25 protein-coding genes are annotated in these 22,934 nt (G+C 39.0%); 8 read left to right on the top strand and 17 right to left on the bottom strand.

All coding sequences use genetic code 11. From position 1 onward, the window contains the following. Positions 1 to 105 precede the first annotated feature (105 nt). A complete protein-coding gene (locus HWQ49_RS13140) occupies positions 106 to 846 on the bottom strand; it encodes a hypothetical protein (RefSeq protein ID WP_188208087.1) in 741 nt (246 codons plus the stop codon). After that, complete coding sequence (locus HWQ49_RS13135) at positions 833 to 1,669, bottom strand: ABC transporter ATP-binding protein (protein WP_188208086.1); 837 nt, start codon at positions 1,667 to 1,669, stop codon at positions 833 to 835. Before HWQ49_RS13135 ends, HWQ49_RS13140 begins: the two co-directional genes overlap by 14 nt. A gap of 206 nt (positions 1,670 to 1,875) precedes the next feature. Here HWQ49_RS13135 and HWQ49_RS13130 point away from each other — a divergent pair, with 206 nt between their 5' ends. From HWQ49_RS13130 to HWQ49_RS13115, 4 genes are all read left to right on the top strand, one after another. After that, positions 1,876 to 2,910, top strand: a complete 1,035-nt coding sequence (locus HWQ49_RS13130) for an ABC transporter substrate-binding protein (protein ID WP_223155183.1) — start codon at positions 1,876 to 1,878, stop codon at positions 2,908 to 2,910. A gap of 1 nt (position 2,911) precedes the next feature. Further along, entirely contained in the window at positions 2,912 to 4,876 is a 1,965-nt protein-coding gene (locus tag HWQ49_RS13125) for an iron ABC transporter permease (protein WP_188208085.1), read from the top strand. A gap of 705 nt (positions 4,877 to 5,581) precedes the next feature. Further along, positions 5,582 to 5,863 carry a hypothetical protein gene (locus HWQ49_RS13120; protein ID WP_188208084.1) on the top strand — a complete coding sequence of 94 codons (282 nt, stop codon included), beginning with the start codon at positions 5,582 to 5,584 and terminating at the stop codon, positions 5,861 to 5,863. A gap of 187 nt (positions 5,864 to 6,050) precedes the next feature. Next, positions 6,051 to 6,395, top strand: coding sequence for a hypothetical protein (locus HWQ49_RS13115; protein WP_188208083.1), 345 nt, complete (start codon positions 6,051 to 6,053; stop codon positions 6,393 to 6,395). Between the two features lie 49 nt (positions 6,396 to 6,444). On the opposite strand, the gene cydS is transcribed toward HWQ49_RS13115, so the two are convergent. The 6 genes from cydS to HWQ49_RS13090 form a co-directional block, all read right to left on the bottom strand. Next, positions 6,445 to 6,546, bottom strand: coding sequence for a cytochrome bd oxidase small subunit CydS (cydS, locus tag HWQ49_RS14910; protein WP_394810782.1), 102 nt, complete (start codon positions 6,544 to 6,546; stop codon positions 6,445 to 6,447). Between the two features lie 11 nt (positions 6,547 to 6,557). Further along, the gene (locus HWQ49_RS13110) at positions 6,558 to 7,574 is read right to left on the bottom strand and encodes a cytochrome d ubiquinol oxidase subunit II (protein ID WP_188208082.1); all 1,017 of its coding nucleotides are present in this window, start codon (positions 7,572 to 7,574) and stop codon (positions 6,558 to 6,560) included. Continuing rightward, on the bottom strand, positions 7,571 to 8,908 hold the full coding sequence (locus HWQ49_RS13105) for a cytochrome ubiquinol oxidase subunit I (RefSeq protein ID WP_188208131.1): 1,338 nt from the start codon (positions 8,906 to 8,908) through the stop codon (positions 7,571 to 7,573). The genes HWQ49_RS13110 and HWQ49_RS13105 overlap by 4 nt, the downstream gene beginning before the upstream one ends. Before the next feature lie 359 nt (positions 8,909 to 9,267). Further along, positions 9,268 to 10,470: a hypothetical protein gene (locus tag HWQ49_RS13100; RefSeq protein ID WP_188208081.1), complete on the bottom strand. Its 1,203-nt coding sequence runs from the start codon at positions 10,468 to 10,470 to the stop codon at positions 9,268 to 9,270. Beyond that, on the bottom strand, positions 10,433 to 10,978 hold the full coding sequence (locus tag HWQ49_RS13095) for an RNA polymerase sigma factor (RefSeq protein WP_188208080.1): 546 nt from the start codon (positions 10,976 to 10,978) through the stop codon (positions 10,433 to 10,435). The genes HWQ49_RS13100 and HWQ49_RS13095 overlap by 38 nt, the downstream gene beginning before the upstream one ends. Positions 10,979 to 11,095: 117 nt before the next feature. Beyond that, positions 11,096 to 11,572: a hypothetical protein gene (locus HWQ49_RS13090; RefSeq protein ID WP_188208079.1), complete on the bottom strand. Its 477-nt coding sequence runs from the start codon at positions 11,570 to 11,572 to the stop codon at positions 11,096 to 11,098. Positions 11,573 to 11,773: 201 nt separating this feature from the next. Here HWQ49_RS13090 and HWQ49_RS13085 point away from each other — a divergent pair, with 201 nt between their 5' ends. Further along, entirely contained in the window at positions 11,774 to 12,181 is a 408-nt protein-coding gene (locus HWQ49_RS13085; RefSeq protein WP_188208078.1) for a carbonic anhydrase, read from the top strand. Between the two features lie 54 nt (positions 12,182 to 12,235). Here the strand turns inward: HWQ49_RS13085 and HWQ49_RS13080 are convergent, their stop codons facing one another. Continuing rightward, positions 12,236 to 12,487 (bottom strand): phage holin family protein, encoded by a 252-nt coding sequence (locus HWQ49_RS13080; RefSeq protein WP_188208077.1) that lies wholly within the window; start codon positions 12,485 to 12,487, stop codon positions 12,236 to 12,238. A 20-nt stretch (positions 12,488 to 12,507) separates the two neighbouring features. Continuing rightward, on the bottom strand, positions 12,508 to 13,302 hold the full coding sequence (locus HWQ49_RS13075; protein ID WP_188208076.1) for an N-acetylmuramoyl-L-alanine amidase: 795 nt from the start codon (positions 13,300 to 13,302) through the stop codon (positions 12,508 to 12,510). A gap of 470 nt (positions 13,303 to 13,772) precedes the next feature. Between HWQ49_RS13075 and HWQ49_RS13070 the strand changes: the two genes are divergently transcribed. Beyond that, entirely contained in the window at positions 13,773 to 14,273 is a 501-nt protein-coding gene (locus HWQ49_RS13070) for a hypothetical protein (RefSeq protein WP_188208075.1), read from the top strand. Positions 14,274 to 14,445: 172 nt separating this feature from the next. On the opposite strand, the gene HWQ49_RS13065 is transcribed toward HWQ49_RS13070, so the two are convergent. The 6 genes from HWQ49_RS13065 to HWQ49_RS13040 form a co-directional block, all read right to left on the bottom strand. Continuing rightward, positions 14,446 to 15,588, bottom strand: a complete 1,143-nt coding sequence (locus tag HWQ49_RS13065) for a glycerate kinase (RefSeq protein WP_188208074.1) — start codon at positions 15,586 to 15,588, stop codon at positions 14,446 to 14,448. Positions 15,589 to 15,736: 148 nt separating this feature from the next. Further along, complete coding sequence (locus tag HWQ49_RS13060) at positions 15,737 to 16,117, bottom strand: hypothetical protein (protein WP_188208073.1); 381 nt, start codon at positions 16,115 to 16,117, stop codon at positions 15,737 to 15,739. 11 nt (positions 16,118 to 16,128) lie between these two features. Further along, the gene (locus HWQ49_RS13055) at positions 16,129 to 16,524 is read right to left on the bottom strand and encodes a DUF3221 domain-containing protein (protein ID WP_188208072.1); all 396 of its coding nucleotides are present in this window, start codon (positions 16,522 to 16,524) and stop codon (positions 16,129 to 16,131) included. A 139-nt stretch (positions 16,525 to 16,663) separates the two neighbouring features. Further along, positions 16,664 to 17,656, bottom strand: a complete 993-nt coding sequence (locus HWQ49_RS13050) for a zinc-binding dehydrogenase (protein ID WP_188208071.1) — start codon at positions 17,654 to 17,656, stop codon at positions 16,664 to 16,666. A 13-nt stretch (positions 17,657 to 17,669) separates the two neighbouring features. Continuing rightward, positions 17,670 to 19,250 carry a zinc ribbon domain-containing protein gene (locus HWQ49_RS13045; RefSeq protein ID WP_188208070.1) on the bottom strand — a complete coding sequence of 527 codons (1,581 nt, stop codon included), beginning with the start codon at positions 19,248 to 19,250 and terminating at the stop codon, positions 17,670 to 17,672. Continuing rightward, entirely contained in the window at positions 19,247 to 19,642 is a 396-nt protein-coding gene (locus tag HWQ49_RS13040; protein WP_188208069.1) for a zinc ribbon domain-containing protein, read from the bottom strand. The genes HWQ49_RS13045 and HWQ49_RS13040 overlap by 4 nt, the downstream gene beginning before the upstream one ends. A 122-nt stretch (positions 19,643 to 19,764) precedes the next feature. Here HWQ49_RS13040 and HWQ49_RS13035 point away from each other — a divergent pair, with 122 nt between their 5' ends. Both HWQ49_RS13035 and HWQ49_RS13030 read left to right on the top strand, forming a co-directional pair. Continuing rightward, complete coding sequence (locus tag HWQ49_RS13035) at positions 19,765 to 20,388, top strand: flavin reductase family protein (RefSeq protein WP_188208068.1); 624 nt, start codon at positions 19,765 to 19,767, stop codon at positions 20,386 to 20,388. Positions 20,389 to 20,408: 20 nt separating this feature from the next. Further along, positions 20,409 to 20,837: a GNAT family N-acetyltransferase gene (locus HWQ49_RS13030; RefSeq protein WP_188208067.1), complete on the top strand. Its 429-nt coding sequence runs from the start codon at positions 20,409 to 20,411 to the stop codon at positions 20,835 to 20,837. A 376-nt stretch (positions 20,838 to 21,213) separates the two neighbouring features. Here the strand turns inward: HWQ49_RS13030 and HWQ49_RS13025 are convergent, their stop codons facing one another. After that, the gene (locus HWQ49_RS13025; protein ID WP_188208066.1) at positions 21,214 to 22,824 is read right to left on the bottom strand and encodes a fatty acyl-CoA synthetase; all 1,611 of its coding nucleotides are present in this window, start codon (positions 22,822 to 22,824) and stop codon (positions 21,214 to 21,216) included. Positions 22,825 to 22,934: the final 110 nt, after the last annotated feature.

Raw genomic sequence — 22,934 nt, 5'->3', positions numbered from 1 at the left:
CATTTATTGACAGGGATTCATCACTCAAACCACCTATTCATCATCCACCCTCGCCTATACTACATTTCCACGAAAAAATCCGACCCTCAAAAAAAGAGTCGGATCCTAAACAACTTTCGATTCAGATTTCTTCTCGATTTCAAGTTTCGGACAATATGGACAAGGTTTTCCTCCTGAAGATTGTGTTTTCAAATTTAGACAACAGGTCATTCGCTTAAAATGAGCAAATATATGATCAATCGCTTGTCCATCAGCAAACTCATTAAATAATGAATAATCAGCTGCTCCTTGCCATACCTTATCGTTCATTAGTAAACCAAGGTCATAACGCGCACGCAACTCATAATCAGGATGGTTCATTAACTTGGTTGAATACATCCAAATGACGTAACTCCAAATATTCTCCCAAAGAATGCGCTTTGACACTCGCGTACGTTCATGTAACTGATCGATCATTTTCGCTCCAGATTGCTTGAGGATTTGATTTAAACAAATCTCTGATTGGTCACTAGACTTCCATTCCCCGTCATTTAGCACGATATCTGGAAGCCATTGATCATTTCGCTTTCGATCCAACAAATTGACATTACTCACATCACCTGTCCATACAAGGCGATATTTACTAAACATAAATAGTTGTGCAACGGTTAAAAAGGCAAAGCGTCTCATCCACATCGAGGCTAGAACTTTTTCATTTGGTGCATCGATACGTGTACTTAACTTTTTAAATAACAAATCCATATCTTCAAATAGGTGCTTGGGCATGAGCAATTCATCCATCGATTCAACTGCAGATACAACTCGAAACCCCGCAAGTTCAGTTACTTGAATATTATTTAACTGCATTAAAATTACCTTCTAATTGTTGTTTAAACAAGCAACGACCTTTACCGTGCGGGATGCAAAGTGGCGTACCAAAAATCGGATCCTGTGAGACCTGACAATGCATTTGAAATACAGTGTGGACATTCTCACATGTAATCACATCTTCTGGCTTACCATTTACATAAACATCGCCATTCTTAATTGCCACAATGTTATGTGCGTATCTGCAAGCTAAGTTTAGATCATGAAGCACCATAATAATTGTTCTACCTTCTTGCTGATTCAAATCAAACAATAAATCAAGAATATCAATTTGGTGCGTCATATCCAAATAAGTTGTAGGTTCATCTAGTAAAATGACATCTGTATCCTGTGCAAGTGTCATCGCAATCCAGGCACGTTGACGCTGCCCACCAGATAGTTCATCGATGGAGCGATCTCGTAAATCCTGCATTTTCGTTAAAGTTAAGGCATTTTCAACGATATCCTCATCTTCTTTAGACCATTTTTTCATCCAAGATTGATGTGGATAACGACCTTGCTTAACTAATTGATAAACAGTCAGCCCTTCAGGAGCCATGACGGATTGTGGTAATAACGCTAAGTTTTGCGCCACCTCTTTTGACGGAGTTTTTGCAATATCTTTACCATCTAATAAAACGGCACCTGTGGACGGTTTTAGTAAGCGCGCCATAGATTTTAATAGAGTAGACTTCCCACATCCATTTGCGCCAACTAATACAGTGATCTCACCTTTAGGAACTTCTAAATTTAATTCATCTATAATAATATGGTCGTCGTACCCTAATGTTAACGACTCTGCTTGAATCTGATGGTTTGCCATACGAGCACACACCTTTTGTTGTTAATAATTAATGATAATCATTCTCAAGTAAAGATTAGCTGATTTATCACCAAAAGTCAATTGTCTTAATCTTTTTACTAAAAAAAGGTACTTGCACTTTTTTTCATTTGGGTTTATTATCAAGATGGCAGATAATTGATAATGATTATCATTCACAAAAACTGACACATACAGGAGGTTTACATATGAAAAATATGAAACTGAAATCAATTTTAGCACTAATGTTCGTACTAATACTTGGTATGCTTCTTGCAGCCTGTAATTCGGACCAAGAAGAACCAGTTGAAGATGGTGACTCTACAGAAGAAATATCTGATCATGATGATGATGAATCTGAGGAGACAAATGAAAATATCACTATTTCAGGTGCACTAGGAGACGTTGAATTAGAGGAAGAAGCTGAAACAGTTGTTGCACTTGAATGGACATATGCTGAGGATCTACTTGCTGTAGGTCATCAACCAGCGGGTGTGGCAGATATCGACGGTTTCCATCAATACGTTAATATCAATGAAACACTTGGTGAAGATGTAGTTGATGTTGGAACTCGCCAAGAACCAAGCCTAGAAGCGATTTCTGCATTAGATCCTGATTTAATCATTGCAATCGAATTTAGACACGAAGGTATTCAAGAACAATTAGAATCGATTGCGCCTACTGTTTTCTTTAACCCTTACCCAGAAGAAGGTACAGTCGACCAATATACAGAAATGGAAGATACGTTTAAAGAAATCGCAAAAGCAGTTGGAGAATCAGAACAAGCAGAGAATATTCTAGCTGACCTAGAAGAAACCTATGCTGAAGCAAGAACTACCTTAGAAGAAGCTGAGCTTGGCACTTATGAAACGATTCTGACTTATGGTTGGAGTGCTGATCAGGCTCCGGTTTTCCGCCTATTCACCCAAAATTCAATGGTTTCACAAATAATGGAGCAAATTGGTCTTGAAAACCCATACGAATCAGAAGAGTTTGAAGCTTACGGTTATAGCGAAGTGAACTTAGAAGCATTTACCAACTTTGAAGATGCTAACTATTTATATGTCGTGGAAAGTGGCGATGATCTTTATGAAGACTTAGCTGACCACAGTGTATGGAGCAACTTAAACTTCGTTGAAGAAGGTCGCACTTACGATATTGGTAGCGATACTTGGTTATTTGGTGGACCACTAGCCGCTGAAGTGTTTGTTGAACAAGTCGTAGAAAGCATGGTGTCTGAGTAATATGTCTTTTCTTGAAAAAAAGTCCCTCATCTCGTTAATGACGGGACTTTTCCTTTTATTTTTCGTCAGTTTAATCAATTTATCACAAGGACAAGCTGGGTTTACGATCGTAGAGCTAATCACTGACGTCTGGCAGCCTGGAAGAATCCAGGATATTATCCTTGAAATGCGTTTACCTCGTTTAGTTATCGGTATTTTAGCAGGTGGTGCATTAGCCGCTTCTGGCGTGTTATTCCAAACGTTAACCAACAACCCACTAGCTTCAGCTAGTACGTTAGGAATCAACTCAGGGGCCTTTTTTGCCGTTGTCTTTGCAGCGGTCTTCTTCCCGTCGTGGCTAGCACAATTTTCTTTTTTAGTGGCTTTTGCAGGTGCTGTTTTAACAACGATTTTCGTCTTAATTTTAGCTGGTAAAGAACTAAATCCCGTACGTGTAGCCTTAACGGGAATGATCATTACCTTATTATTTTCATCCTTAACAGCAGCACTTCAATTATTATTTGAAAATGAAACGGGCGGCCTGTTCCTTTGGGGCTCAGGGACTTTAATTCAAATGGATTGGTCAGGCACTATATTTGCTGCACCATTTATTGTAATTGCTATTATTCTTGCATTATTATTAGGAAAGTCTCTTGACGTGCTTGCTTTAGGAGAAGATATGGCTAGATCTTTAGGGCAATCAACTGACCGTTTAAAGTTTTTCGCTTGGACCATTGGGATTACCCTTGCTGCCGTTGTGGTTAGTGTCGTCGGTGTAATTGGGTTTATTGGACTAATTGCTCCACACATCGTTCGTCTAATTGGGATTACCGGACACAGACAGCTCATTATCCATTCATTCTTATGGGGGAGTGTCATTCTAATTACCGCTGATTCCATTGCTAGATGGATTCAACCTGGTCAGGAAATTCCAGTCGGTGCCATGACAGCGCTTGTTGGTGGTCCATGGCTGATGTTCTTAGCCTATAAAACTGCTAAACAACAAAAACGTGGTGAGAAAACGCTTGGTGGGACAAAAAAACCAGTTTCAAAAAAGCTGGTTTACCCAATACTCGCAGTCATCAGCATTATCATGATCTACGTTTCTTTTTCTTATGGAGGCGTAGCCTGGGCTTCAGTCGATGAGTGGTTCAGTCCGATCATTGCCGAATTTAGAATCCCTCGTGTCTTAATTGCCTTTATCGTCGGAGTGATGCTGGCGATCAGTGGGATGATGTTACAAGGTGTTTTAAGAAATCCATTAGCTGATTCCAGTATCCTAGGAATCACATCACTTGGTGGAGCAGGTGCCATGATGTTTCTCATCTTATTTCCTAGCTTACCTGCTGCGTGGATGCCAGTTGGAGCTATAATTGGCGCATTTTTAGCTCTAGTCGTGATATTAATATCCGCTTGGCGAAATGGATTGCAGCCAATTTTAGTAGCGTTAATGGGGATTTCCTTATCAGCCTTTGGTTCAGCAATTATCCAAATTCTTGTTGTAAAAGCTGACCTTGTAGTTGCAGCTGCACTTGTCTGGCTTTCCGGAAGTACGTATGCGAAGACATGGGATGAAGTCCAAATTGTCTTCATTCTGTTTATCGTCTTATTGCCCTTAGCGATTTATCTAACTCGTTCATTAGATGCCATTGCTTTTGGTGATGAATTAGCAACTAGTCACGGCCTAAATGTTTACCGAACAAGGTTAGTTGCCTTAATTACGAGTGTCACTTTTAGTGCGATTGCGGTCTCCTTCGTCGGAACGATTGGCTTTATTGGGCTACTCGCGCCACACATGGCCAGACGGATTGTTGGATTTAATCACTTGCCATTACTGATCACAAGCTCATTACTTGGTGGAATCTTACTCGTCGCCGCTGATTTTATCGGGCGAACCGTACTCGTTCCAAAAGAAATACCATCAGGACTTGTTGTAGCCTTAATTGGAGCACCTTACCTGTTGTACTTGCTTAAGAAAACAAAATAAACTCATATACAGTTGATTTACTTGAGAATTATGAAAGCATCGAATTGAATTTCAATTTGATGCTTTTTTATTTATTTAGACTAGTCTATCTGACATTTTGACTACACAGGGTGGTGATTTCGTTAATTAGATGCTGTCTTATTGACGTTTTCGGCTTGGTGAGGGCTCATTTTGTTAATGAGTGCCTCCCTTATTGACATTTTCTCCTTGACCAGGACTCATTTCGTTAATAAGAGCCTTCCTAATTGACGCTTTCCCCTCGACCACGACTCATTCCGTTAATTAGAGCCTTCCTAATTGACGCTTTCCCCTCGACCACGACTCATTCCGTTAATTAGAGCCTCTCTAATTGACGCTTTCCCCTTAGACAGGACTCATTCCGTTAATTAGAACCTCCCTAATTGACGGTTGCTCCTCGACCACGACCCATTCCGTTAATTAGAATCTCTCTAATTGACGGTTCCCCCTTAGACAGGACTCATTCCGTTAATTAGAACCTCCCTAATTGACGGTTCCCCCTTAGACAGGACTCATTCCGTTAATTAGAACCTCCCTAATTGACGGTTCCCCCTCGATCACGACTCATTCCGTTAATTAGAACTCCGCCAAAACTAACCCTCATATAAAAATGGCATTGATTTGGTACAGATTCCCGGTTTTTTTCACACTCACCAGACATAGAATAATGATAAGGAGTGTGATGACTTGAAAAGACTTAAAATATTTTCGGTCCTGTTTGTCATTGTGATCTCAACTCTCACTTTACTCGGTGTACAAGCCGTCAATCATCTTGCGTCGGAATCAGACGATGACACTCACGATTCAACATACCAACAAAACATTAATTTAGATATAAATAAAAATCAATCATACGATAACGGATTATTACCATTACCTGAAGGAGAACAAATCATGGAGCCTATGCCTGTTCCAGAAGGACCTCCACCACCTGCAGAACCATTACCAGACGAGAAACATTCACCATAAAAATAATCACGTAAATTCAACAATGGAATTTACGTGATTATTTTATTTCTTTCGCTTTAAAGTTTCCACACCAGCAAATAACCTTTGGAATTATATCGGGATCTCATCAAGATTACGAAATATCCATACACAACATAAAAACAATACTGTATAATTATGGCAAACAGCTATAATAGGAGGAGATACAATGATTTGGTCCGATTTTATCAGTTTTCACTTCATTTTTTGGGGGTATGGTTTTCTCTTCACAGCTATTAGTTGTGGTTTTTATATTTATGACCTTGTTAATATGCCTCTAAGAAATCCACCAAAAATCAAACGCACCTTTAAATTCCTATTTTCAATCAGTACGGGATGGATTTTAATATTTGTGATCTTAATGGTTCCTGGTCTAATGCGAAATATTGTAGAAAACCCCATCACTGCAATCACCTCTTGGCTGATGCTTAATATCTTTCCACTTTTATTTTTCATTGGATTTAATATGTTTCTTTATGGATTTTTTGAGGAGGAAGAAACGATTACATCATAAAAAAACCACAAGCACTCTCATTTTAAGAAATGCTTGTGGTCAGCCTTGATTATTCATCTCTATAAATATCTTCAATCGCAACAAAAAATGCAATTGCTATTGCGATCACCAACACAATAAATGGTGCGTATGAAATTAGAAAATCACTCACTTCGTTCACCTCTACTTAGATTTTCCAGATACATATTTTTTATCAAACAGGAACAAGCGCATGAGTAAATACAACGACGGCAACAGCAATGCCAAGCCAGCAACAAATGCAATAATCAAGGCAATCGCCATCGAATCATTGGTCACGCCATCAAACACCGTTAAATGTGGATACAACAAGTATGGGTATTTGGAAATTCCGTAAGCATAAAACGCAAAGGCAAATTGACCAATTAGCATCACAAACGCTACGCCATACTTTTTACGGTTCCAAATTAACCAAACACTTGCCACAAAAAATATAAACGAAATCGCAAACATCCACCATAAGTTCATAAGTGATTCAAAGTGCTCGACATTATGGGAACGAAGCTCATAAACAATTCCACCCGCAGTAACAATCGTTGGCAATGCCCAAATCAAGGCATAACGACGTAACACCTTTGTCGCTTCAACGTCACCTGCACGGTCTGCATACCAAGTAAGGAAGACCGCTGAAATATAAAGGACAGCTGCGACACTCAATACGACAATACTCCACGTCAATGGACTTGTGAATAATGCCCAGTAATCTAAATGGGGACCACTGTCTGTCAGTTCAACAAATCCACCCTCAGAAATCGTCAGTACAACAGATAATGATGCCGGTAAAATCAAACCTGTCGCCCCGTACATAAACGCATAGCCTCTATGTCCTCTGGCACCATAAGTTTCAAAGGCGTAATAAGAACCACGAATCGCTAGGAGAATAATCGAAATACTCACCGGGATCAGCAAAATACTACCGTAATAATAAGCCGTTGATGGGAAGAATCCGACAATGCCCACAAAGAAAAAGACTAAAAACACATTCGTAACTTCCCATACCGGTGATAAATAACGTTGGATCACTCTAGTTAAAATATGCTGCTTTCCCGTCATCAAACTATAAGCGTTAAAAAAACCAGCACCGAAGTCGACAGATGCGACAATGACATAGCCGAACAAGAACGTCCACAACACAGCCATGCCGATAATTTCATAACTCATGAACGATCACCACCTTGTTCAGCTAACTCTTTTTCAACCGGATTACCTCTAAACATTTTCGTTAACACAACAACGACCCCAACACCTAGGATAAAATACAATCCAGCAAATAAGACAAACATTAAACCGACATAATCACTTTGTGTGGCTGCTTCCTGTACAGTCATCACCCCACGCATAATCCACGGCTGACGACCGAACTCAGTCATCCACCAGCCGGATTGAATCGCGAGCATGGAAAGTGGACCCCCTAACACGATCAGCCACCTGAACCAATTCGCCTGAGCAAAAGCCCAGCCACGACGAATCGCGAACCAATAGACGAGTGACAGTCCGATCATCCACATGCCAATGGTAATCATTACATCAAAGAAATAGTGAATAAATAACGGTGGTTGCTCATCTTCTGGAAACTCATTTAAACCAATCACCTCAGCACTTGGGTGATTATGTGCTAAAATACTTAAAGCATAAGGAATTTCAAGTCCATAACGAACGTCTCGCTCCTCATCTAACAAACCATACAAGACAAGTGGTGCTTCTCGTTCTGTCTCAAAATGCCATTCAGCAGCTGCTAATTTTTCAGGTTGGTACTCTGCTAAATATTTACCTGCAAAGTCACCAATTAAAGCGATAGCAACCGCAAACACTAAACCAATCTTCATCGTTAAATGAAGCGCCTTTTTATGATAGACATGATCAGAACCACGAATTAAGCGATAAGCTGCAACAGCCGCTAACACAAACGCTGAAGTCATAAATGCTGTTGCAACGACGTGACTAACCTTTGTCGGTGTCGCTGCGTTAAACATCGCCTCAATCGGATTCACACCGGTCATTTGACCATTCACAATGTCAAAACCAGCAGGTGCATTCATAAACCCATTCACCGTTGTGATGAAAAACGCCGACATTGCTGCACCGACTGCAACTGGAACAAGTAGTAAAAGGTGTTTTCTTTGATTCTCAAACCGATCCCAAGTATACAAATAAATCCCTAGGAAAATCGCCTCAAAGAAAAACGCGAACACTTCCATAAAGAGTGGTAGAGCAATTACATGTCCGGCCAACTCCATAAAATTAGGCCACAACAACGCTAACTGTAGTCCGATCGCTGTACCTGTCACAACACCAACTGCTACCAACACGACAAATCCTCGCGCCCATCGACGCGCCATCATTATATAATGTAAATCATTTTTCTTAATTCCCACCCACTGAGCAATCATAATCATCAGTGGAATACCAACACCCAGAGTGGCAAAAATCACATGAAACGTCAATGTCAACAACGTCAACATCCGACTGCCAAACACCGGATCCTCAAATAACATCATCATCACCATCCCCTCCTTCAAAGGGAAAATAATCTTTCTAACATATATTTTACCCGATTATAACAACTCTGAAGCTTATTAAACGTGAGAGATTTTTGGCTAGAATGTGATATTTTTGTGATATAGATCACACTTTTTGTTAATTATAAGCTCAATTCAAAAAAAGAAGCTTGGTTCAATACCAGGCTCCTTCCTTATCATACAGGGAAAATCTTAATTTTTCATTCATGCATTTTCCATTGCCAATTATGAAATAGTCATCATCGTACTAAATTATTCAAAGCTTTCCACTTTTTCCATCAATAAATTACTCCATCCACAGTCAGCTTCCCCCCCACACCAATTTGCACGGATCTTTACTCCCACACCTTTTCAATCACATTCGGAACGATGTCATCAAGAGTGAGTTGGTCATAATCCTCATCATTAAAGCGAATGTTCATCTGTTGTAAAGGATTTTCAAAAAACTCTTCATGGTGTTTAATATTTAGACCAAGACCATGTGATACTAACTCTTTGATATTTTCTTCTTCCATTGAGTTGTCTTTAGCAGCCTTCTCCAAGTCCCCTTCAATAGAAATATCCAACTCACTTCCATTCTCCTCGAGACTTTCGACTGATAACATTGAAAGATCAATCAAGTCAGATTGTTCAGGGGCACCAAAAAAGTCATCGAACAATGAATTGATTCCTTCAATATAGGAATAGTTACTTGCTAAGAAGACTCCTTTCTCTGTCTTGATAGGAAAGTAGTATCTCTTCCCACCAAGGTCTCGATCATCTAAGTCAAACTCCTCACCGTGATGATAGAATATCTGTTCATCGCCAAAACCAGTAAAAGCATCAACCTCACCTTTAAAGTTAGAAGCAAAGGCACTAATACTAAACAATCCCATACTAACGCCCGTCGATCCTCGTACATTAGTTAAGTCCTCTTCGTTAAAATATAACTGTAGATGTTCATCAACTACCTGATAACGTTCTAACGGAATATCACCACGTGCGGTGATTAATCCATACTCGGATTCAAGCATTTCTCTCACTTTATCATCCGGCGAAAAATTAATAGTTGCGGCCTCTTCAATCGTCAGATCAGGAACATTCGCCTCAATTAGATACATAGCCATTTCATCCGCCAAGCCTAACGTTAGATAGGAATCCTGTTTACGATCCCGACCGTGATAGCGAACTGGTTGATTTTCAGTATCTCGATCTGTATCTAACTCCACACCTTCAGACTCATCATCTGTATAATCATCAGTGTTATCATCCTCTTGATCTTCCTCTTCCTCTACATCTATTGGTGCTTGGACTTCTCCATCATGACCAAATGGCAAGATGATATAACCGATCACAATAAAGAACATGAACGCCACCACAGTCGCAGGGAAAACAAGCCTTGAAGATGATTGCAATCGACGGGATGGCTTCTCTAACTGATCCATACTATTTAATAGCCTTTGTTTGAGGGAGCGTTGACGTTCCATATTCCAGACCATATTTTCATTCAAACTGTTGAAATTAAATTCTTCTTTGGGCTTTTGATACCGATTCTTCATATGAATATCCACCCTTCTTCAGTTGTTTCTCCAAAGCTGGTAATGCACGATAGAGAGTTGTTTTCACTCGACTTTCGGACCAATTTAATATGGCGCACGTATCTTTTATAGAAAATTCCTTGATTTTCCTTAACATAATCACCTTTCGATAAGAAGGTTTAAGCTTACCTATTGCCTCATACAATTCTTTAGAATCCTCTTTTAGCTCGATCACTTCTTCAGGTAAAGACTCCAGATCTGGTGTTGGGAGTATCTCTTTTAAATAAGCAAGTGGTTTTCGCTTCCTAAGGTGGTCAATCGTGACATGGTGAGCAACACTAAATAGCCAAGTCTTAACTTTTGACTGACCCTTAAATGAATCATAATGTTTGTAAGCTTTGATAAACGTATCGTGTGTTAGATCTTCTGCTAATTGATAATCACGTACCATCAATAGAATGAATTTAAGAATAGCATCACTATAAAGGTCGTACCAATCCGATATATCCTCTCTCTTTCGATTCGACAACGTCCTCCCCCACTTCCCAATCCATACTCGATATTAAGACGTATGTTTAATTAAAAAAGTCGCAACTTGATAAAAATATTTAAAAAAAGCGTATCTGTTTAATAGATACGCTCATATTTACTCATCAAAATCAATGTTCAGCCTTCCATCCCGATAAATGGCAAACGGATCGTCCTTCTCAATCACCCATACTTCTCCATCCCAAATGTCTACTGTCTCAGCCCACTCGAAAGTCTCTCCACCATGTTCGACAAATAATGAGAGCTCAAGAAAAAAAGTATGTCCATCCTCATATCTGATATCTTCAATTTCAAAGTCTTTAACTTGATAACCCTGTTCCTCTAAATAATGCACCTTGTCCATATAATGTTGTTTAGCTACAGATTCACTTAAAACCGTACCATCTGTTGGCGAATGGTCTTCAGCCACATCATATAAATATAGATAATCAAAAGCCTCTTCATAATCGCTATTAACTAATGCTTGATAATAACCCTTAGTTATATTCTTCGCCCGGTTTTCCTCTATAAATTGACAACCTACTAAAGTAATAAATAATGGCACCAAAAAAATAATAAACACAACTTTCTTCACACTTTCACCTTCTTTATTTACATTCCTAATCAAATTCGACATTTTATCTATAAACACTAATTCGCTACCCTTCCTTAAGACTCCTTCATTTTCCTAATATGTTCACACGATATCTCATGACACAAATAAACAGTCTGCTATAATAGAATTAGAACCACTGCAACTACAAACTATATACATTGGAGTTTGGAGGAATTAGCAATGACAAATGGAACTTTTGGAACAGCCATTAACTGTATGGACGGACGAGTACAAGAGCCAGTCATGAACTGGGTAAAGGAACAATTTCAAGTTCAGTATGTAGACAAAATTAACGACGCTGGCCCAACAAAAGTTATTTTAGAAGGAAATGAAGAAACACTAGCATCTATTAAAAAGCGAGTCGAGATCTCACACCATGGTCACCGATCCGAGGTTTTAGTGATTGCAGGACATCATGATTGTGCTGGAAATCCAGTCCCAAGAGAAGAGCAAGTCAAACAAATTAAAGAAACAACAGAACTTGCGAATTCATGGGGCTATGATATGAAAATTGTTGGCCTTTACGTCAATGACCAATGGAAAGTTGAACAAGTAACGGAGGTCATTCAACCAAATTCGGCATCTTAATAACTAGTTATTAAAAAATCCCGAACGATTCCTAACCGTTCGGGATTCTAGGTGTTATTGGACGTCTCTTAATTGTTTAGTTATTTGATGTCCAAAGACGGCCGCACCAGTGACGAGGATAGCTTGAATGATTGTCTGCACAGATAGACCCATCATTAAAGTGGTAAATACGACACTAATAGCTAGTAGCACAAATGGGATGAATCGATTCTGGATAATTGATGAAACTTTTATAATCTTACCTAAAATCAATAAGACAGGAACTAAAATTAAAGCTTCATCCATGATATAGTTCATTAACTCCATGATCCTCACCCCTTTCGAAACTAAGATTGATAAGCATCAATAAAACTACTGACACCCACCTCATCTAAAACCTCAACTTGTTTTTCTGCATTTTTTCTTTTTTTGTAAGAGCCCACTATGACTCGATAATAGACCCTAGAGCTAATCTCATGGCGTGCAACGAAAGCGTCAAAACCTTTATCCTTTAGTGTATCTACATATTTGGTTGCATTGTTATATTCCTTAAATGATCCAGCTACCACTCGATAGTAAACTTCAGAATCACCAGGTTGACGGTAATCAATTCCTTCTTCACGACAAATAGCCCGAATAACACATTCATACATCCCTACTCGGTAATTGCGATCTTTTAATTGGTTTAAGTGAGGTCCATCTAAGAAACCATACTCGACAATCGTTACACGACAATCTCCTGTCTCACGGTTCATATAGTAATAGTCTTGTTGATCATTTCCCGGGTAAGTTCGAGTAAACGTTCGTCTAATCGGATAACCAGATTTAGCAAACTCTTCTTCTAGCTTTTGTTCGAACTCCCCTTCCGCATATATACTATGAATGAATTCAGCTCCTGCTCCCCCACCTGCATTAAAATGGTGGGAAATAGCTCGATCATACTGGCGAACCATTTCTGTTCGACTATGACGATCAAGAGTAATATCTTCAGTACGCGTAATATCCGTTTGAATACCTAACTCATTTAGACGATCAAAGACGTAAAGAGCAGCCTCCAATGTCCATTCTTTCTCCTTTAGGCCTTCATGAGTAGCTCCACTGTCTGACCCACCATGCCCGGCATCTTGAATCCACCTGTTCATCAAAATACCTCCTTCCCTAACATAAAATATGTTCAAGCTCTCTTTGTTGAACGGCTTACGCCAAAGATTTCCTCATCTAAACAATCGAAGCAGATAGAAAATAAGTGTGTAACTAGACATCATAAAAATACGAGTTAAGATTAATAGATGTATATGTAAACGCCTAGCCTGACACGACTATTATTTTTATGTTTATGATAGTTTTTTTAATAAATATGAGTTGAAAAGAAATAAATGAATATAGAAAGAAGTTTTTTAGAGGGGATTAAGCAATTCTGACAGGAAATCACAAACTTTAGAGGAAACTATTTTTAGAGGGAAATAATCGATACAGGAGCGTTCTAATGGCGTGGCTGTCGCTACTGGCAATGGAGTTGACTGAACATTTATGTTAACATTTATTTTATTGGAACTATTTGGAACTTCGTGGAGTGAAACAGATAAATATAATCAGTTATGGAGGGGTTATCATGAAATTATTTTTTGATAAAAAAAGGTGGATTCTTATAGCGCTAATTATATTATTTGCTATAACCAGTATCCTTTTTTATAGTGAAAAAAGACACAATGATCGTGCTTATGAGCAATTTTTAAACAGACTATATTATCAGGTTGACTCAGCTATGAAGTTCCCGTTGACCGAGAAATCTGATATTAGCCCTGAAAGATTATATAACTTCCACTCTAGTTTAGTAGAGATAGATACCACCCTAACAATTGGTGAATTACTTTTAGATAAAGAACTGAAATATAATGAACAGATTAGGTTAGAAACTGCCCCTAGAATATTTGAAATAGCTAGTAAAGAAGAAATAACAACTAGTGATCAAGAGTTTTTAGAGGAGGTATTTAATAGGCTGGAAAAAGTAAGAGAAGGAATGTATTCTGAAAAAACAGGCCAAGAAGATCCAGAACTTTCTATTAAAGAGTTGAATAACTTTTTGGACATTCTTGAACAAATTCATCATTAACAAAATAAACTTCAAATACTTTAAAATTTAACAGAGCCAAAATAAAAAAAGTAATACCGTATCATCCACAGAAAAGTGTTACGGTATTACTTTTTTGTTTATACGGGGGCATTTGAAAAATGGTGTCTCCATCTCATGATTCAGCTTCGCCTCACAAAACCATCTAATTCCCTCAGCTTTCTTTTTCCTCCAGTAAGTTTTGATAAAAATGAATGACATTAACCGTTTGAAAATAAAGGAGTTCGTCTGCCTTGGTCATACATTCTTCAAATGACATTGGCTCATTTACGATCGAAAAAACACCTGTGAATAATTGATGTAACTTTCTTTCTTGGTCATCAATCGCACCAGAAATTAAAACACAGGGAATTCCATATTTATTCGCCAACTTCGCTGTAAAACCAGGTACTTTCCCAAAGAAGGTTTGGACATCGCTCTTCCCCTCACCAGTAAGGACTAAATCACTCGTTTTTATCGATTGTTCCAGTTTTGCTAAATCTCCCATAATTTCAGCTCCAGAAGAAATCGTCGCACCTACCACAAGTAAGGAAAAACCTATACCACCGGCCGCTCCAGAACCTTCAACCCATTTAAACGATTGATTTAACTCATCCTCAACTAAATCACTGTAATGGTTTAGCGCATGATCTAGTTTATTAACTACTTCAGGGCCTGCTCCTTTTTGTGGACCAAACACAAATGACGCACCATTTTCACCACACAAAGGATTATTAACATCAGTTGCGGCAACCACTTCGCACTCATTTAATCGCTTATCTAAGTTTGTAAAATCAATAGATGCGACTTCGAACAAATCTTCACCAAAGCGCCCAACTTCAGTACCATCACGATTCATAAATTTAGCTCCCAATGCTTGGAGCATTCCTAACCCACCATCATTAGTTGCGCTCCCTCCAAGTCCAATCATCAACCGCCGATATCCTTTGTCTAAAGCAATTTTAATTAACTCTCCTAATCCATAAGATGATGTTTTTAATGGATCTCTCTTTTCTTTTGGAACTTGGACAAGACCACATACACTTGCTACTTCAATATATGCTTCAGGTTTGATACCACTTTCTCCTAAAGGCACCTCAATCGTGTCACCTAAAGGACCAGACACTTGGACATAGCTGCGCTTTCCATTGGTCGAATAAATTAAGCTATCTATGGTTCCTTCTCCACCATCAGCCATAGGGATTTTACGAATAATTGCTGACGGGTTTACTTCTAAACAAGCTTGTTCCATAAGATCGCTTGCTTGATTAGCCGTTAGACTTCCTTTAAATGAATCTGGAGCAATGGTAATATTCATGTCAATTTACCTCCTCTAACAAAAGGTAGTACAAACAGTAGAGAAAAGACGAAAAACGAATAGCAGACGAGGTTGATAAGGAACGAAAAGGGGAGTAGTATGGTTCAATGGCAAGGTGATAAAAGTAAATCAATGTGAGGATTAGTAATCACTCAATTGGAAGAGCCAAATCAACATCATAAAATAAATCCGCTTCAAAATCTAAATACTTACCATCTATCCCTGAAAGCTTTAACGTTCTCATGTAGTACCCAAGCTCATATAAAGTCTCCTCATCGTGTTTTAAATAAATAACATAATCTGGTAACATAAAATCTAAATTAGCTGTGGTGATCGAATCGGCATGATTTAGCTTATGGATTAACTCATCAATAAACTCGTCATCAGAAATCGTCGTTACTAGCTCTTCGTTATCCCACTTGTACACCTCTATACTAGTAACGACTTGACCAAGTTCTAAGTTATTCTTTTCACATCCAAATAACACCAATAACATAAATAACATCCCTATTGAAAGAATGCTTTTCATTTTTTCACCGCCTAATCGTCATCTAAATGTCTGACATCTAGTGCAGAGCTTTGTCCTGGATAAGACTCAGCTATAGCTTCGTGGTCAACTTCAATAAAATCACCGACAGAAAGTGTCTCAATTAAGCTTCCATCAAGTTCATCCATACTAAAATAAACAGCAGAACCTGCTTTCTCTCCGAAATCATCCAGGTCCTCGTGATTTGCCTCTTCTTCTTCAATTTTATTTTCAGTCACTAACATGCGATCATCTTCAAGCTTAGCAATATAACCAGTAAACGTTCTGTGTTCATCAGGTTGTGGCTGATCAAAATCTTCACTATTGCCACCATCACCAGATGACTGTGTACCACACGCAGTTGTTATGACCAATACTAATATCATAAATACTCCTATTATTCTTAACACCGGTAAGCCTCCTTTATTGAATTAGACGTAGGATGTCGACAAATGTTACGAGGATTTTGCTTACATTTAGATACGAATATCCAATAAAAAAAGCTGTCCCACCAAGTTACGTACCAGACTTGGCAAGACAGTCCTCCCATTACTTAATAGTAAATCCAATTTTTCCAAAGTTTTTCGTATCTCGTAAGTACTGAAATGCTTCTTGATAGTCCTCAATTCTAAACATCCGGTCAATCTCTGGTCTAATCTGCTCTTTTTCCACAAAGGCTAGCATGTCACGAAGTTCTTCAGCACTACCCATCGTTGAACCTAATAAATTATATTGACCATAAAAAAACTTACGTATATCAATCTCAACTAAATCTTCAGTCGTCGCGCCAAATGTCACAACTGTCCCACCACGTCGAATGATATCTAAAGACTTATTAAAAGTAGCACGACCGACACTTTCAATTAATAAATCAACCGTTTCCCCCTGTAATTCTTCTTGCCAGTTAGACTCTGTTGAAATGGCGACATCAGCGCCTAACTGTTTCGCCGCTTCAAGCTTCTCCATATGACGAGAAGTCACGATCACACGCGCGCCGACAGCCTTGGCGAACTTCAAAACAAATGTTAACACACCACTGCCAATTCCCGGAAGCATTACCGTATCGCCAGCTTTCACTTGACCACGAGTGAACAACGCGCGATAAGCCGTCAACCCAGCTAATCCTAACACACCAGCTTCTTCCCAACTTAAAAATTCTGGCTTCTTCTCAACATGCTTAGCATCCACGACGTAATACTCCGCGAATGTTCCGTGATTAGGTAAGCCAACAATTTCAAACCCTTCAGGGGGCGCATCACTATTCTTCTCCCATCCTAAACCTGGATTAACCATGACTTCATCACCAACCTGCCAATCTGTCACGCCCTCACCAACTTCTTCAATAACACCCGCACCATCTGAACCTAAAATCAGTGCTGGGTCTGCCACTTTATGACGACTAGTCACAGCCACATCTCGACGATTCATCCCGGCAGTTTTTAATTTGACTTTCACCATTCCCTCACGCACTTCAGGCTCGTCTACCTCTTTCAAATCTAAACCAGCTAAGCCAGCTATTTTTTCATGTATAATTGCTTTCATTGTTGTTTCCTCCTTATGTTTTTGTCATCATTCTTCTTAATAGTACTCCCATAAACACAACTAACCAAACTAAGATCAAGGTAATCCCAAAGGTGGTGATAAATTCGAAGCCTGTTAGTCGAGTATAATTTTCTCCTTCATCACCTAATTGTTTCATGCTTGTCGTTGTCCCTTTTGCGAGTATGGAATTTAAAACGGCAAATATCAACGCAAAACCGGAAATAAACCATATTTGATTTTTAATATTTTTAAACTCCACTCGTTGTCCTGCAAAGAATAGGAGGCCGAATACCACAACCATACTCACCCAAAACCATAGATGTGATGAATATAATGGCTCGAAAAACGCTTCAAACATCGGATCTACTCGCTCAACCTCAAACCCAAGCTCTTGTGTGAGGAGATGGTAATATAAGGTTTCTTCAAAAAAGATACTCCCTTTTAAATACAACACATTTAATAAGCCCATGTTCAACGCCAAAACAGCAATCTGGCCTATAACAATGAACAGACTGATAAATGATGAAGATTTGGATACTGTATTAAAGTAGGAGCTATCTGTTAACGTCACTAAAGAAAATAGAGTACTACCTAAATAAAATAATGTAAGTATGACTAAAAACCACATGGCCCCCACTTTAACACCAGATAAAACGACAGGTAATTTATGCTTACCCCATACTAACTGTCCCACAAAAAAAACGATACTAGCAATCAAAAAACTCTTCCAAAAGGTGTCAATCATAGGGTAATTAAACAGGTAAGACTGGTCAGCATAGTCATGTTCAATAACTGTTTCATCTTTTACAAATAAGGTCAGAATAGCAAAAAATAAAGCATACCAACCAGCATACATTAACGAACTAACTACTTGATTCGTTAAATGATTCTCTTTGCGCCATATGCTGTAAAGATAGGCGCTAATAAAGGTGGCTATTAAAATAATAACTAAATAATGGACAACCCCTAACGAAAAGTACATCTGATACGAATGATAGCTAGAATTAGCCTCATCATAGTGGTTCATTTCCTCTACACTAAACTTAATTGATGTTCCATTCGCTAACAACATATATTCACTGATCGAAAAATGGGGCTCATCAGCTTCGGTGGGAATTGTCCCCCGTTCGTACCCGCCACCGTTAGTCGTTTCAAACTTTAAGCGATCCAAATGTCTTACAGTATTGTGATATTGCGTAAAAATATTTGGAGATTGAAGTGATGCGATATTTTGATTTCGATCAACCTCTTCAGTCGTTAGTTGAATGCCCATTACTATTAACAGCAGTGAGAACATGACAAATGGAATGACCATGAACGCTTGTTTGACCACGTCATTTTTCGATATTCGTTCAAATGTTACCGTGTGAGGGTGACCTTTAATCTGCTTTTGGGTCAACTCATTAATTGATTCACCACAAACGTAACAATAACTCGCACCTTCAATCGACTCTGTCCCACAATATAGACAAGGTTTCATGTCATTATGTTTAACTTCAGCTACCTCAAAATCTTTATGTAAAGGTAATCCGTCGTGCATGCAATAAACAGCCTCTTTAGGGTTGGCAGTACCACACGTTGTACAATAAATCACGCCAAATCCTCCTGACCTTGCTCATGCCTCATGCCACAAACATGACAAAAGTTCGCCTGCGCCATTAACTCTGTCTGGCAATAAGTACAGGCGATTCCCTTTCGATTAGCCCGTAAATGACTTAATTCCACTCCACATTTACCGCAATATTTGTCTTCTGTGTCAACCTCATGACCACATACACAATAGTTAATCTTAATACTCTCTTCATTAACCCTCACCTGATGCAACCTTTCATCAAGTGTCTGTAACTTCTCTCCAAATTCCTTCAACTCTTCACTATATAAATTCCCCATCCGATACTGATGGTAAATAGACTCTCCTAATTTGGCTAACCACCATGACTTTTCCGCAAGTAATCGTTTCCTTTCCAGTTCATAAAACGATGACATCCCCTCACTCCTCACTCATATTACTAACAATTATAGCATAATTTCTTCCATAACTTTTTAACCTTTTGTTATTTTCTGATAATATAATAACGTATATAGTAATCCATATAAGGAGGATACTCATGAAAACAATTGACCCGAAAACCCTGAACAAACAGGAAAATTATAAGCTATTAAGTGGCAGTATCATCCCAAGACCAATCGCATTCGTCACATCTCAAAATGAGCAAGGCGTCATCAACGCGGCTCCATACAGCTTTTTTAATATGATTAGCGCCGAGCCACTATTAGTTGCCATATCTGTTGGTAGAATTGACGGAGAAATAGTCAAACACACGGCTAAAAACGCCTTAAGCCAAAAGGAATTCGTCGTACATATAGTTGACGTTGATCTAATTGAGCAAATGAACCAAACCTCCGCCCCTTACAAAGAGCACATTAGCGAAATTGACAAAGCCAATTTAACAACCATCCCAAGCGACAAAGTGTCGGTCCCTGGTATTAAAGAATGCAAAATTCGTCTTGAATGCGAGCTCTTTGATCATATACCACTTGGGGAAAATGGTGAGTACCATAACGATTTACTAATCGGAAAGGTTGTCCAATATCATATTGATCACACTGTTTATCAAGATGGAAATAAAATTGACGCACAAGCCTTAAACCCACTTGCACGTTTATCCGGACCTAGTTATTCAACGTTAGATCAACCGATTCATCTTGAGCGCCCGACTGAAACAGAATAATTTTTGAAAAGGAGTCTGTTATGATTAGACCAGCCACTTCAGACGATATGGTCAAACTAGCCTATTTAATAGGTGAGCTAGGCTACCCAACAACTGAGGAAGAAATGAAACATCGAATGGAGAAAATTAATTCAAGCCCTGAATACAAGACATTAGTTAAAGAAAAAGACGGAAAACTAGTGGGCATGATTGGTATGATCCTCGGCTATCACTACGAAAACAACGACAACTACGTCAGAATTGTCGCTTTAGTCGTCGATTCCGATTATCGAAACCAAGGGATTGGTGAACAACTCATGGATGAAGCCGAAAAGTGGGCTAAACAAAATGAGGCGACTAAACTAGTTCTTAATAGTGGGAACCGCCGTGAAAGACATACGGCCCACCGATTCTATATTAGACGTGGTTTTGAGGCAAAAGCAACAGGTTTTTACAAACGTTTGATATGATAGGGTGAAAATTTATATAAGGGAATTTGATGCAAGACTTTAACAATATGGATGTTTTGTTCCGAAATTCATGCAAAATTAAACCAAACAGAGTATGAATAACTATGAAATTGGTTCTATGCTCCCGGTTGAGTGATTAGGTGTTGGCATTTGGAAATAGAGGACCGCTCTCTTTGACCGGTCACTTACTTTATGCCCGGGCTCCGGGAATTGAGGACTGCTCTCTTTGACCGGTCACACACTTTATGGCTGCGCTCCAGGAATAGAGGCGCACTCTCATTCCCCAGTCACACGCTTAAAAGACAAATTCCTGCATCGCACCTTAAAAGCTGCTCCCAAGGCCTATACAAAAGGCTTTAGGAACAGCTCATATCATTTATCCTTCAGCTAACTCCTCATATTGATCTCTTAGCGAACGTTTCAGCACTTTTCCACTCGGATTTTTTGGTAAGGAGTCTGTAAACTCTACATATTTTGGCACTTTAAATTTTGATAAATGTTGCTTACAAAATTCACTAACGGCTTCTTTCGTCATATAAACACCATCTTTGGGAACGATGATTGCCGTGACTGCCTCGATCCAATAACGGTCTGGAATACTAATTACAGCGACCTCAGACACACCTTCCATTTGATAGATGGTTTCCTCAATTTCTCGACTGGATACATTGACACCACCTGTGTTGATCATGTCCTTCTTACGGTCGACAATTGTAATATAACCCTCGTTATCCATCACACCTAAATCACCACTATGAAACCAACCATTCTTAAATACTTCAGCAGTTTTCTCTGGATCATGTAAATACCCTTTCATCGCATGTGGAGTCCGGTGAACAATCTCTCCAACTTCACCACGGCGCACTTCATTTCCTTCATCGTCAACTAACTTCGTTTGCATATTTAACGTCGGCTTTCCTGCAGATCCTAGCTTACGAAGCTGATCTTCTGGTTGAAGAGCTGTCGCTAATGGAGCCACTTCTGTCTGACCATAAAAATTCCAAAACTCTGCATTGGGTAATCGCTCAGATAACTCTTTTAATATTTCCCTTGGCATAATTGCTGCACCATAATAGCACTTCTGTAGCGTAGATAAATCGCGCCGGTCAAAATCAGGGTGACGTAGTAAAGCAATCCAAACAGTAGGTGGGCAAAATAACTGAGTTGCACCCTCTTTCTCAATCGTCTCCAATATGACGTCAGGACTTGCACCTGGTAAAACAATTCCACTTGAACCTAGATATATGCTTGGTCCTAAGAAGACGTGTAACTGTGCACTGTGATAGAAAGGTAATGCATGAACTAAGACATCTTTCTCTTCCATTTTTCCGTCTACGATACAACTCATATATTCACTAATAATGCTTTTATGACTTAGCATGACCCCCTTAGGACGTGATTCCGTCCCACTCGTGTATAACACGTGCACCAGATCGTCATCATCAAGATCAGCATTGACTAAATCTTGTGACATTCCTTTTCTTGCTTCATCTAGTGGAAACCAATGAGAAAGCTGATCGGGTAGATCTTCATTTGAATCATAATCCATTAAATATCGATGCAGGATTTCTAATTCACCCGAAGACTCGTCAAGAACAGGAGCACATTCTTTAGAAGCAATTAACCCGTTAGCTCTAGCATGCTTCAAAATATAACGAACATCTTCAACACCTAACATGTAATTAATCGGAATCATCACTGCCCCAATTCGTGCTAAAGCAAACATAACCACGACAAAATCAAGACTGTTCTTCGACATAACCGTAATCATGTCACCTTTTTTCATGCCATTTTCTAAAAATGCATGTGCAGTCTGGTTCACTAAATCATCTAACTCTGCATAGTTTAGTCGCTTTTCACCGTATGCTAAGGCAAATTTTTCAGGCATACGCTCTTTGGTTCTTAACAATAGGTCTCCAAGCGTTTGACGCCTCACTTGACTTAAAGTCTGTCCAAGTCCTTCCACAACATTTGCATCAATGTTCATGAAAAAGCCCACTCCTTAAACGTATTTTGATGCCCCTTATGTTAGAAAATTCTAACTACTATTCTAATTTACCTCACTTTCGAAAACAAGGTCTCCTAACGTAAAAAGAC

The sequence above is a fragment of the Alkalibacillus aidingensis genome (assembly GCF_014595945.1).
Taxonomy (GTDB): domain Bacteria; phylum Bacillota; class Bacilli; order Bacillales; family Alkalibacillaceae; genus Alkalibacillus; species Alkalibacillus aidingensis.
This window is presented reverse-complemented; position numbering and strand designations above follow the sequence as displayed.

Bases quoted from the DNA above. Each gene is read 5' to 3' on its own strand.
- HWQ49_RS13140 (WP_188208087.1), bottom strand. From the start codon at position 846: ATGCAGTTAAATAATATTCAAGTAACTGAACTTGCGGGGTTTCGAGTT.
- HWQ49_RS13040 (WP_188208069.1), bottom strand. From the start codon at position 19,642: ATGTCATCGTTTTATGAACTGGAAAGGAAACGATTACTTGCGGAAAAG.
- HWQ49_RS13065 (WP_188208074.1), bottom strand. From the start codon at position 15,588: ATGAATATTACCATTGCTCCAGATTCATTTAAAGGAAGTCTAACGGCT.
- HWQ49_RS13125 (WP_188208085.1), top strand. From the start codon at position 2,912: ATGTCTTTTCTTGAAAAAAAGTCCCTCATCTCGTTAATGACGGGACTT.
- HWQ49_RS13105 (WP_188208131.1), bottom strand. From the start codon at position 8,908: ATGTTATTTGAGGATCCGGTGTTTGGCAGTCGGATGTTGACGTTGTTG.
- HWQ49_RS13080 (WP_188208077.1), bottom strand. From the start codon at position 12,487: ATGGAGTTAATGAACTATATCATGGATGAAGCTTTAATTTTAGTTCCT.
- HWQ49_RS13025 (WP_188208066.1), bottom strand. From the start codon at position 22,824: ATGAACATTGATGCAAATGTTGTGGAAGGACTTGGACAGACTTTAAGT.
- HWQ49_RS13070 (WP_188208075.1), top strand. From the start codon at position 13,773: ATGAAATTATTTTTTGATAAAAAAAGGTGGATTCTTATAGCGCTAATT.
- HWQ49_RS13060 (WP_188208073.1), bottom strand. From the start codon at position 16,117: ATGAAAAGCATTCTTTCAATAGGGATGTTATTTATGTTATTGGTGTTA.
- HWQ49_RS13050 (WP_188208071.1), bottom strand. From the start codon at position 17,656: ATGAAAGCAATTATACATGAAAAAATAGCTGGCTTAGCTGGTTTAGAT.
- HWQ49_RS13115 (WP_188208083.1), top strand. From the start codon at position 6,051: ATGATTTGGTCCGATTTTATCAGTTTTCACTTCATTTTTTGGGGGTAT.
- HWQ49_RS13035 (WP_188208068.1), top strand. From the start codon at position 19,765: ATGAAAACAATTGACCCGAAAACCCTGAACAAACAGGAAAATTATAAG.
- HWQ49_RS13085 (WP_188208078.1), top strand. From the start codon at position 11,774: ATGACAAATGGAACTTTTGGAACAGCCATTAACTGTATGGACGGACGA.
- HWQ49_RS13130 (WP_223155183.1), top strand. From the start codon at position 1,876: ATGAAAAATATGAAACTGAAATCAATTTTAGCACTAATGTTCGTACTA.
- HWQ49_RS13135 (WP_188208086.1), bottom strand. From the start codon at position 1,669: ATGGCAAACCATCAGATTCAAGCAGAGTCGTTAACATTAGGGTACGAC.
- HWQ49_RS13075 (WP_188208076.1), bottom strand. From the start codon at position 13,302: ATGAACAGGTGGATTCAAGATGCCGGGCATGGTGGGTCAGACAGTGGA.
- HWQ49_RS13100 (WP_188208081.1), bottom strand. From the start codon at position 10,470: ATGAAGAATCGGTATCAAAAGCCCAAAGAAGAATTTAATTTCAACAGT.
- HWQ49_RS13110 (WP_188208082.1), bottom strand. From the start codon at position 7,574: ATGAGTTATGAAATTATCGGCATGGCTGTGTTGTGGACGTTCTTGTTC.
- HWQ49_RS13030 (WP_188208067.1), top strand. From the start codon at position 20,409: ATGATTAGACCAGCCACTTCAGACGATATGGTCAAACTAGCCTATTTA.